An 11,324-nucleotide genomic window follows, 5' to 3' on the forward strand; every position below is an offset into this window, starting at 1 on the left:
CCTTCGGGAAGTTTTTTTGCGTTCTGGGGATGGGACCCCAACGGTTTGTCGGAGCATTCGCTTCGTTAGCACCACTTCGCAGTCTCGACTGCAAGGAGAGTATCCCCCTGGGACGTATTAAAAAGAAGCTTCCTTCGAGAAGTTTTTTTGCGTTCTGGGGATAGGACCCCAACGGTTCGTCGGAGCATCCGCTTCGTTAGCACCACTTCGCAGTCTCGACTGCAAGGAGAGTATCCCTCCTGGGACGTATTAAAAAGAAGCTTCCTTCGGGAAGCTTTTTTTGCGTTCTGGGGATGATTACCCCAACGGTTCGTCGAAGCATTCGCTTCGTTACGTACTTTATGCGCTGCATTGGAGCGTCCGCATTTGCTCACTCTATAAGCAACACGTTGAAGTATCGATGTCTAACGAACACAGGACACTTTATTTGCTCTAAATTCAGCACTGTGGAATTCTAACGAATCTTAGAGAGCTTATTTCACCATTCCGAGGTATTAACTCACTTATTTGCGCTTCATAGCCTGATTAACGTCGCTGAGGTTCGTTAGAATCTGAAAATAGCGGTTTTACCCATTATAAGACCTCGTGGATTCGTTAGAGTTCACAGGCTAGTCAAGGCATCCATGGTCGATTGTTTTTTTTCATTTCATTGCTCAATATTGACATAGAATGTTATGCTTACGGAGTGGATAATGTAACAATCCATACATATTAACTTCTTAGGAAACAGGAGATTTTATCAATGTCATCTTCAATACAGCAACACTCATCTATCCATGCCGAGGAAGAACATTCTTCGACTTCCAAAAGATTTGGCCTGTTATTAGCAGGCATTATCGTCATCGCCGCTACCATGAGGTCACCGATCACCGCAACGGGTCCCGTCGTGGAGATGATTCGCTCAGATACAGGTATTGGCCATACGATGGTCGGGCTTCTGACCTCACTTCCTTTGCTCGCCTTTGCAGCAGTCTCTCCTTTTGCACCACGTCTTGCCAAACGTTTAGGACTCGAATCTGCTCTGCTATTGGCTGTTATGATCGTAACCATTGGGGTGGCATTACGCTTGTTGCCTTCCGTTCTCTCCTTATATGCAGGAACCGCAATTTTGGGGTGCGGCATTGCATTAAGTAACGTGCTTTTGCCAAGTTTGATCAAACGTGATTTTCCATTACGGGTAGGTATCGTCACCGGATTATACTCTGTATCCATGAATATATTTGGCGCCATCGCCTCCGGTGTGAGTGTGCCCGTAGCAGGAGCCACATCTATGGGTTGGCGTGCTTCGTTAGGCATGTGGGCCCTGTTGTCCATATTGGCGCTTCTTTTGTGGCTCCCCCAGATCGCCGCAGGACGTCAGCGAATGTTATTCATAGCCACACAGAGTGAAGGGACGCCTGTACGTCTACGGACCTCTTCCCTGGCCTGGTTCATTACTTTATTTATGGGTCTGCAATCTCTAATATTCTATACAACGATCACCTGGCTTCCCGAGATTCTCGCTGAGCAAGGATTCAGCCCCACCTCAGCAGGGTGGATGCTCTCCCTGATGCAGATGGTTAGTGTACCGGCTACCTTTATCGTTCCAATCCTCGCCGGCCGAACGCGAGATCAGCGTGTTCTAACTGCGATAACGTGCTCTTCTTTAATTGTCGGATATGCTTTATTGTTAAGTGGTATCGCTTCGCTCGTTACCATCGGTGTCACGTTGGCAGGAATAGGTGCTGGAGCTTCATTTGGAATGGTAACCATGTTCTTCGTCCTTCGCACAAAAGATGCCAGACAAGCTGCCAGCCTGTCCGGAATGGCTCAGTCCTTCGGATATATGCTTGCTGCAGTGGGACCTCTACTGTTCGGCATGCTTCATGACTGGACAAAAGGATGGACCCTGCCGTTGCTAATACAGGTCATTCTGGCCGTTGCTCTGCTAATCGCTGGGATTCAGGCCAGCAAAAATAGAATGATCGGTTAGCCATACAATTCATTTATAAAAAAACAAAACGGCCTCCATCCTGAAATTCAGGATGGAGGCCGTTTATGCATAGAACAATTCCTTCATTAATTTAATCAATTTCAATGAGGAATGAACTTACTTCACTTTTACCTTAATCGTGTCTGTGCTGGTAACGCCGGCTGCGTTAATTAACTCTGCCCGGTACGTATACGTGCCCGAAGCTTTCCCTGACACTTTAGTCACAGCAATTTGCGCAAGCGGTGATACCGCACGGAGTTCTTGCGTGTCGATCAACGTATCATTTTCATAGAGACGATACTCTGTAGCGTTGGTTCCCCACCACAGGTTCATAGTCACCTTATAATTGCCATCGCCATCCCAGTTATCGTGAGAAAGAACCGCTTTGCCTGGTGTTGCATTGGTAACCCGAACAGTCAACGTCTGACTACGCGTTGTTCCCTTGTCGTTAGTCAGCTCAGCCACGTACGTATACGTGCCATTGGCTTTGCCCGTGATCTTCGTCTGAGCAAACTGCGCCCAAGGCGCGTTGTAAGTCAACTTTTGCGTATCAACCAAAACCCCATCCTCATATAACTTGTAGCTAGTTGCGTTCTCGCCCCACCACAGGTTCATTGTAACGATATACGCGCCCTCTGGTAAGCCGTTGCCTACCCAGTTATTGTGAGACAACACAGGTGTACCTGGGGCCTTAGTTGCCGGAGTTTCAGGTTCGGTCTCCACGGCTTCCAATTTCAGTGCCGTATTGGCTGTACCCGAAAGCCCCTGTTGGTCTTTTACTGTAAGGTCAACAGCATACTCGCCTGCTTCAATCCCCTCCAAAGGAAGGCTGAAGCTGCCATCAGCTTGTACTTCAAAGACTCCTTCTTTATAAACCGAACCATCTTCTTTTTTCACAACATACGTTGCTTCCAGGGAAGCTGCCGGATCAAACGTGATGTCCCATCCGCTGGCAAGCGCAGGGGCTACACGGAAGTACAAGTCTTCCACGCTACCATTAAGAACAGCAGACTCATCCTCTTTGAACTCCAACGCTTCTGGTGCAGTTACAGCCGGAGCTGTCTTTTTCACCAAAAATGGCGAAGTGTCTTCCTTATAGGTTTTGCCGTCCGTACCAATAGTAGTGATGTCTACCGTATATAAACCATCCGGAATCTCAGTCACTTCATCGGTTGTGTAATCTGCATATGAGCCGTCCCAAGCAAGGTTGTATCTTGCATTGGCATTGAAGTTAAAATAGTTACCAAAGATGGAGCCGATATAACCATCTTGATAATATCCACCTTCCGGATTAAGACCATCATAGATCTCAATCAGGGCAAATGTCATCGGATTATAGAATTCCATCGCAACATTCAGCGTATCCAACGTACCATCAGCCTTCAATGGATAGTGGAATGGATTTTTCTCAGTGCCTTTTACGGTTTCAATATATTTAACCCCACTCAACGTAACGTTGAAATGAGCAACATATGGCACAGTAAAAGTATTGGTTCCGTTCGAGAACTCAATGTATCCTTGGGCTTCTGTAGTGGCAGTAACCCCTCGTGGAACGGTGATTGTCACTGCAAGTTCTTCCTCACCATTCAGTGTGAAGGAACTCTTGTCTACCGCAACAGATACACCAGCGACATTACGAGTTGGATTCACATTTACGGTGTAATCCCCACCACTACCATTCAGCGCTTCAACTTTAATTGTTTTGGTAATCGTCTTTTCATCTGTGCTCAGGAAATTACCGTAATTGATACTTCCGGTGATATTTTCCTTTTCAACAACAGAGCCACTTTCTGTGTATTGAGTTACATCAAGCACTTTGACAAAAGCCGCAGGATCAATGGTATTAACAGCCTGAATACGGCCAGCACCTTGATCAAATACATCAAACTTGGTTGTATCCAGCACTTTACTATTGTTCATCAGTGCAACTTTGATATCAAATGGTGTCCATTCCGGATGTTTCTCGATCAGCAACGCAATCAAACCTGCTACATGAGGTGTAGCCATACTTGTACCTGATTTACGATCATAAGCTTGTGCGTAATCTGCGTCTGGCTCATCCTTGCCGTAGGCAGGAATCGTAGACAAAATGCTTGTACCTGGTGCAACAATATCCGGTTTGATGTCCAGCGTTACCTTAGCAGGTCCACGTGAACTGGATGAATTCATTTCATCGCCCGGAGTTTGGGAACGTTCAAAATCACTAAAACTCACTTCAACGGCTTGGCCTGCGTCCAGCTCAGCCTTGATCACATCTCCATCTTCCTTAGACATGCTCAGTGTTGGAATGAGTTCAAAGTTATCGCCCAGACTTACACCGATTGGACCGGGAATGTTGTTATACACAATAACAGCTAAGGCTCCGGCTGCTTTAGCATTGGCGATTTTCTCTACAAATGCGATTTCACCACGCTGTATTAATGCCACTTTACCTGTAAAATCCTTACCTTCAAAATCAGTTGGCTTACCCAGTGCTGCATATTCAAGCTCATATTTCCCTGTCAAAACAGTTTCAGGGTCTGCCGACAGGCTCCATCCCATCAGATCCAGACGGTAAACCGACTCTGTAATAGCCAGTGGAGCTTCAGTCGGAGCAATTACAGACTCTTCTTCCACAGGGGCAGCTTCAGGAGAAGCTTCAACGGGTGCAGAAGGTGATGCAGATGGAGTATTTTCTTCCGTTGTAGCTTCTCCTACATTCGGAACTTCAGCTTCGTTAGAAACTGTGTCCTCCACAGCTGCTGCACTTTCTTCATCAGCAGTTGCGGGTACATCTTGCTCTGAACCTTCAGGCTCTTCTGTTCCAGGTGCCGTACCCAGTTCAGGAGATTGTTCAACCTCTGGCACCGGTTGTTGTTCAGGTTGTGTCTCTTCGCCTTCCTCACCAATCCAGAAGTGAGTATCCGCTGTAATAAGCTGGCTAGGGCCTGTGGAGTTACCTACAGTGATGGCCATGGCAGATGCCCCCGGAGAACCGAGTGTATACCGGTTGGGTCCGTCATTGCCACTGGCAACTACTGCTGTCACACCAGACAACATCGCATTATTCAGGGCTACCGAGGTAATATAACTTGGATCGTTAGCGGCATTCCCCAAAGAGAGATTAATTACGTCCATACCATCTTCAACAGAACGATCAATTCCGCCGAGTACCCATGAGGTTTGACCACTACCATACGGTCCAAGTACACGGTAAGCATAGATATCTGCTTCAGGAGCAACGCCAACAATCCCGTAATCCCCTGCTTCACGAGCAGCAATGGTACCGGCTACGTGCGTACCGTGGGATGTGTAAAAGGCACTTCCCCTTTCATTAAACTCAGGTTCCCCTGAACTTTTCCATTCTTGATATGTCGCTTCATACGGATCATTGTCGTTTCCAACAAAGTCCCATCCGCCTTTGTAAGCTTCCTGCAAATTAGGATGTTCATAGTCAATCCCTGTATCAATGACTCCGACTTTAATGCCATTTCCTTTGTAACCCAGATCCCATACTTCAGGTGCACCAATAAAAGGCGCTGTGTCTTTCATGTATGGGTTCACTTCATCTGTCTCTGGCGCTATTGTAACTTCAAGGTCAGGATATACGCTGACCACGCCAGGTATTTGAAGCAATTGTCCCACTTGGTTTCCTTTAAGCTCAATCGCTACACCATTCAGGGCATATGCATATTCTTCTAATACTTCATGTTTGATTTTCTTCTGAGTGAGGCTATGTACAAATGACTGTTGTTGTTGCTCAACTTGAGTCACAGCCTTTGTTTCCATAGAGGAGGTAAAAGATTTTCCGGAGAGGGTTGATTCACCTTGCGCTACTGCAACAGGTTTATTGGAAAGTTCAACGATCACTCGGGTGTTCTCTCCACCCAGACCTTCCAAGCTTTTATCCAAAAATGGATCTGCGGCAAGCTTTGCTTCCCGTCCTGCAAGAATCTCTCTCCATTGTTTGGCTTCGGCTGTACTAGGTAAGTTGTCAAGCTGAATAACTGAATCTGTGGGAGCGGCTCCAGCCGCGGGGAGAATAATGGAAAAGACCATCAGAACACTTAATAACGTGGATATCAATCGTTTACTCAAGGCTTTGCCCCTCCTTTTAAATGTGAATACGTCACCTAATGATGGGTTCCTGCTGTTTGTGCGTACTGCAATACACACTCCAATTTCACCACCTATCTGCCAGAAGGATTGACCCTTGGTAAATTATTCTATCAAAATACCACATTTTCCTTCTAAATACTTACAAATATGATATAAAAATTACTTATATGGGTCATGAGTATGATAAAAATATCCATTTGTAATTATTTGTCGTTTGAATATTTCATTTTTAAAATAATGCATCAAAAAAAGACCAAGAGCCTCTTTATCCGAAAGAGATTCCTGGTGTATAGGGGAAGCGTGGTTAGCATACAGAGGATCTTGATAATTCGTTTAACATCGATAAAAATTGCTACATATCACAAAATTCTACTTATTCTGGCTTCACGGCTTCAATACGCAGACGTTTGTAATCGGCATACAGAGCATCATCTTTCCAAAGGTGAGGCATCACGATCTGACTGGTTTCCTTGCATATTTGTTGTATCTCTTCATGACTGAGCCCCTCAAAATAGTCCCCTCCAAAATGAGTCAACCAGCCTACTATACCTTGCTCACCATCTGCCAGTCTGGTAGGACGGTCATAGTGATAGGCCTGTCGCACCACAAATCCACGTTGCTCTAAAATATGGCTATATTCTCCGATCGAAGGAAAGTACCACGGATTGCGTTCCGATGCACGAATGCCCGTGTTTCGCTCCATAACCTCCTCTAATGCATTCACAATGGTCTGCACGTTCCCTTTACCACCAAATTCTGCTACAAAACGCCCTCCAGGCTTCAAAGATTTCCATATACTATCCACCACTAATCGCGGGCTTCGCATCCAGTGCAGGGCTGCATTGGAGAAAACGGCATCATACAGTCTATTCGTCTCAAATTGATGACCGTCTCCTTCCACGAACTCAAGTTCAGGGAATTTCTCCCTCGCACGGCGAATCATCTCCAGCGATGCATCCATGCCGATAACTTCAGCTCCAGTCAGAGAAATTTCATGCGTTAAATCCCCAGTCCCGCAACCCAGATCAAGAATGTATTCCCCTTTTTGGGGTTGAAGCCACGAGATCAGGTTTTTGCCGTATCCGGACACAAAAGCCAGTTTGTTGTCATACTCATCTGCTTGCCATTGATTTAATGATTTCATAGATACCACCGTCGCTTTCGTTATTGATTTCCTCATTGTGGCATAGAATTGTTTATTCTTTAAATATATAGATTCTATATTGTTTATAGGTATAACCAATAGGAGACTTCCTCTGAACGCAAAAAACCTCCCTAAGGAAGTTTCTTTTTAGTACGTCCCAGGAGGGATACTCTCCTTCCAGTCGAGACTGCGATGTAGCGCTAACGAAGCGGATGCTCCGACGAACCATTGGGGTTCTCTTCCCCTGAACGAAAAAAAGAAGCTTCCCGAAGGAAGCTTCTTTTTTTACGTCCCAGGAGGGATACTCTCCTTCCAGTCGAGACTGCGATGTAGCGCTAACGAAGCGGATGCTCCGACGAACCATTGGGGGTTCTCTTCCCCTGAACGAAAAAAAGAAGCTTCCCGAAGGAAGCTTCTTTTTTTTACGTCCCAGGAGGGATTCGAACCCCCGACCGACGCCTTAGAAGGGCGTTGCTCTATCCAGCTGAGCTACTGAGACAAATATGTATAATAAATTTTCGGCGCGGTTCTTATTATACTCTGATTTCTATATTTTTCAATAGTTTTATAAAAAAATTAATAATTATACTTAAATGCGGGCTCAAACATGTACTTTTCGGTGTTATTCTCATACTCCAGTCCCTTTGAGAATATGATAGCTTGAACCAGGTTATATTGAGGAGATTGGGACATTTAGAGTAAGATGAACATCAGACATTTTCAATGTCAGAATTGCTGGGTAATCTTTTGCATACATACATTCAATGATCCATTGAAGGAGAGAATCGTCATGAGACAACTTTTATCAGCCCTATCCTACTTTAGTATTTTCTTTGCTCCGTTCCTGTTTCCGATCATTATATGGATTGTTGCCAAGGATGATTACATTGAGGGACATGCGAAACGCGCCTTATTCTCACATGTATTCCCCTTTCTCGCTGCCATTCCGTTATTTTATTTCTTCGTAACTGCGCATAGTCTGGGTTCCGCCGTTGGGTTTGTCATTCTATTCTTTGTAATCTACGGATTAAGCTTTGTGTACAATGTGGTTAAAGGGATTCAAGTACTGCGCGAGTATGCTTGATCACATCTCCACCTGATCTGACCATCGCATAACAAAACCCGCCGTTCAACAACGGCGGGTTTTTCCAGTTACAGATACAGTAAGAGCAACCAGCAACAACAACAGGTCACTGTCTACGTATGCTCAACATTAAATTCTATCCCACTATCGCCACATGTGTTGCCGGAGCGTTACTTGTTAAGCCTGCCCGATCAGATAACGCTGAAGTGTTGGACCAAGCAAACCAAAGGCAAACAACTCACTTTGAAACCGAGCTTTATCTTCTTCGACTGTCATACCTTCGCTGTTCTCAAATGCGTTATCTGTCGCCTCTTCAAACGCAGTATGCATATTATTGTTATACCAGTCGATCGCCGAATCGGAGTGATTGCGTACAATCCGAACAACTTCCAGCGAATTTCCGGGCTGTGTTGAAGCCACGTATACAAGTAACGACGGATCTCCGGCATTTCCAGGCTGCACTTCAACCTCTGCACAAGACAATCCATCCACCTCGGTTAATCTGCGTATTTTGGCATCTTGAATAGCATACATTCGTCATCGCGCTCCTTTTCCTTTGTGCTTATCATGTACTTTGTTCAATCTGGTATCGTGTCTCTGGTGTGCCCAATCGGTAAATCTCTCGATACACCTGTTGTAATGCCGTTTCATAAGCTCGGTTTACGGACTCCTCCGGTGTATCTGGCCATGGGAATACCATGCCAGGAAAGGCCTCTTCCTCCTTTTCCTGCATGAGGCTCAGCAGTCCCAGTAATTGCTCCGCTTCCTGCGGCGTTGCCTGAATGATCCATTCATATGATGTTACCGACGGATCCGGAATAACGGAGCGGCCCATGACAGACACATAATACTTCATACTGTCCATTGCATGTTCTCTCCTTCACAGGCATGTTGAGGCCGTTGTCCCTAGAACTAGTTTCCGAAGAGGACAGACATTTTATGCCTGCTTTCGGCATATATTTGTTACGACCTCTGACGAAAAGACAACATTTGCTGGTTGCCAGTAACTAAGCAGCCATACGGATGAATGACTCGACCAAGAAAGGATGAACAAACCATGTGCGGTATTACCGGCTTCATACAGTGGAATCGGGATTTGACCCAGGAATCAGAGCTGCTGGTCCGTATGACGGATAGCTTGTCGAACCGGGGGCCCGACGCTTCAGGTACATGGATCTCCAATCCTTGTGCCTTTGGACATCGGCGTCTTAGTGTAATGGATCCCGAGAACGGCGCACAGCCCATGCATGCGTTACAGGGAGATACCTCCTATACCGTCGTGTATAACGGAGAACTATACAATGCACCCGAGTTGAAAAAGGAATTGCTCCAGCGGGGGCATCAGTTCCGCACGCAATGTGATACGGAAGTGTTGCTCGCCTCTTATATTGAGTGGGGACCGGCATGTGTTGACCGGTTTAACGGTATTTTTGCTTTTGCCATATGGGATGGGGGACGCGAACAGGTTTTTATCGCACGAGATCGCCTTGGCGTGAAACCTCTGTTCTACAGTAATAACAAAGACACTCTCGTATTTGGTTCTGAGCCCAAAGCTCTGCTCATTCACCCGGACGTGGAAGCCGCTGTTGGCCCGGAAGGATTGGCCGAAGTGTTTATCGTAGGACCTGCACGGACACCAGGACACGGCGTATACTCATCACTGAGCGAACTCAAACCTGCGCACGCGCTGATCTATAACCGAAACGGGATCCGAACCTATGCCTACTGGAAACTGGAAAGCCAGAATCACGAACATAACCTGGAAGAGACGGCAGCCGAGGTACGATCTCTCTTGCAGGATACACTGGAGCGCCAGTTGGCATCGGATGTTCCGGTATGCTCTCTTTTATCAGGAGGACTGGACTCCAGTGCCTTGTCTGCATTAGCCGTGGATTATTACAACCGGACGGGGCAAGGCCAAGTCAGTACGTATTCTGTCGATTATGTGGATAACGCCAAGCATTTTCAGGCACATTCCTTTCAGCCGGGTGCAGATGGGCCCTGGATTAAGCGAATGGTGGATGAACTCAAAACCGACCATCACTGGATTGAGATCGAGAATGGAGAACTGGTTCATGCACTGACACAGGCCATGCTAGTAAGGGATCTGCCAGGCATGGCAGATGTGGACTCCTCACTCTATCTGTTCTGTAAAGAAATCAAAAAAGGGGCTACGGTTGCCATTTCAGGCGAAGCAGCGGATGAAGTGTTTGGCGGTTACCCCTGGTTCCATCGAGAAGATATGCTGAACTCCGGTACGTTTCCGTGGTCTGTAGCACCCGATATGCGAGCAGCGCTATTATCCCCGGAAATTCGGGAATGGATTCGGCCACTCGACTATTTGGCAGACCGCTATTCAGATGCAGTGGCTGAAGTGCCTCTGTTGGATGGGGAAACAGGTAAAGCTGCACAAATGCGGGTGATGTCCTACCTGAACATTACACGTTTCATGCCTACACTTCTGGATCGCAAAGACCGGATGAGCATGGGGGCAGGACTGGAAGTACGGGTACCTTACTGTGACCATCGTCTGATCCAGTATGTGTTTAACATCCCTTGGGAAATGAAAATAACGGGTGGACGGGAAAAAGGTATTCTGCGTAAAGCACTCGAAGGTGTCCTGCCTGACGATGTGTTATATCGCAAAAAGAGTCCATACCCGAAAACACATAATCCGCAATATCTGGCCGCGGTTAAACAACAGGTGCTTGATATCCTGGATGATCCTGCATCGCCTATTTTACCTTTGATCGACAAAGCTCAGATTCGCAATCTTGCGTCTTCACCGGATGCAGCTTCCAATCTCCCCTGGTTCGGACAGCTCATGTCGGGTCCCCAGCTATTTGCTTATCTGACTCAGATCAACACCTGGTTGCGGACATATAAAGTTGCTATTCGTTAGAATGACCCCCTGATCGCTACTTCATCAAAAAAAGGGTGCCAGGAGAACAGCATAACTGTTGTTCTCCTGGGCACCCACTTGTTTTACATACACGATACGATCATTCATAAATATTGAACTTCAC

7 protein-coding genes and 1 tRNA gene are annotated in these 11,324 nt (G+C 46.4%); 3 read left to right on the forward strand and 5 right to left on the reverse strand.

What is annotated here, in order from left to right:
• Positions 1-742 precede the first annotated feature (742 nt).
• Positions 743-1,972 (forward strand): CynX/NimT family MFS transporter, encoded by a 1,230-nt coding sequence (locus MKY44_RS22555; RefSeq protein ID WP_341008663.1) that lies wholly within the window; start codon positions 743-745, stop codon positions 1,970-1,972.
• A gap of 117 nt (positions 1,973-2,089) precedes the next feature.
• On the opposite strand, the gene MKY44_RS22560 is transcribed toward MKY44_RS22555, so the two are convergent.
• The 3 genes from MKY44_RS22560 to MKY44_RS22570 all read right to left on the reverse strand — a co-directional run bounded on the left by MKY44_RS22560 (position 2,090) and on the right by MKY44_RS22570 (position 7,713).
• The gene (locus MKY44_RS22560) at positions 2,090-6,049 is read right to left on the reverse strand and encodes a S8 family serine peptidase (protein WP_341008664.1); all 3,960 of its coding nucleotides are present in this window, start codon (positions 6,047-6,049) and stop codon (positions 2,090-2,092) included.
• A gap of 394 nt (positions 6,050-6,443) precedes the next feature.
• Positions 6,444-7,214 (reverse strand): class I SAM-dependent methyltransferase, encoded by a 771-nt coding sequence (locus tag MKY44_RS22565; protein ID WP_341008666.1) that lies wholly within the window; start codon positions 7,212-7,214, stop codon positions 6,444-6,446.
• A gap of 425 nt (positions 7,215-7,639) precedes the next feature.
• A tRNA-Arg gene (locus MKY44_RS22570) sits at positions 7,640-7,713 on the reverse strand.
• Positions 7,714-8,004: 291 nt separating this feature from the next.
• Here MKY44_RS22570 and MKY44_RS22575 point away from each other — a divergent pair.
• Positions 8,005-8,298 carry a DUF4870 domain-containing protein gene (locus MKY44_RS22575; protein ID WP_017692583.1) on the forward strand — a complete coding sequence of 98 codons (294 nt, stop codon included), beginning with the start codon at positions 8,005-8,007 and terminating at the stop codon, positions 8,296-8,298.
• Positions 8,299-8,475: 177 nt separating this feature from the next.
• Here MKY44_RS22575 and MKY44_RS22580 read toward each other — a convergent pair whose 3' ends face one another.
• Positions 8,476-8,832 (reverse strand): hypothetical protein, encoded by a 357-nt coding sequence (locus MKY44_RS22580; protein ID WP_341008667.1) that lies wholly within the window; start codon positions 8,830-8,832, stop codon positions 8,476-8,478.
• 31 nt (positions 8,833-8,863) lie between these two features.
• Positions 8,864-9,163 carry a hypothetical protein gene (locus MKY44_RS22585; protein ID WP_341008669.1) on the reverse strand — a complete coding sequence of 100 codons (300 nt, stop codon included), beginning with the start codon at positions 9,161-9,163 and terminating at the stop codon, positions 8,864-8,866.
• A gap of 192 nt (positions 9,164-9,355) precedes the next feature.
• On the opposite strand from MKY44_RS22585, the gene asnB reads away from it, so the two are divergent.
• On the forward strand, positions 9,356-11,200 hold the full coding sequence (asnB, locus tag MKY44_RS22590; RefSeq protein WP_341008670.1) for an asparagine synthase (glutamine-hydrolyzing): 1,845 nt from the start codon (positions 9,356-9,358) through the stop codon (positions 11,198-11,200).
• Positions 11,201-11,324 lie beyond the last annotated feature (124 nt).

It is taken from the genome of Paenibacillus sp. FSL R7-0026, from assembly GCF_038004485.1.
GTDB classification, from domain to species: domain Bacteria; phylum Bacillota; class Bacilli; order Paenibacillales; family Paenibacillaceae; genus Paenibacillus; species Paenibacillus xylanexedens_A.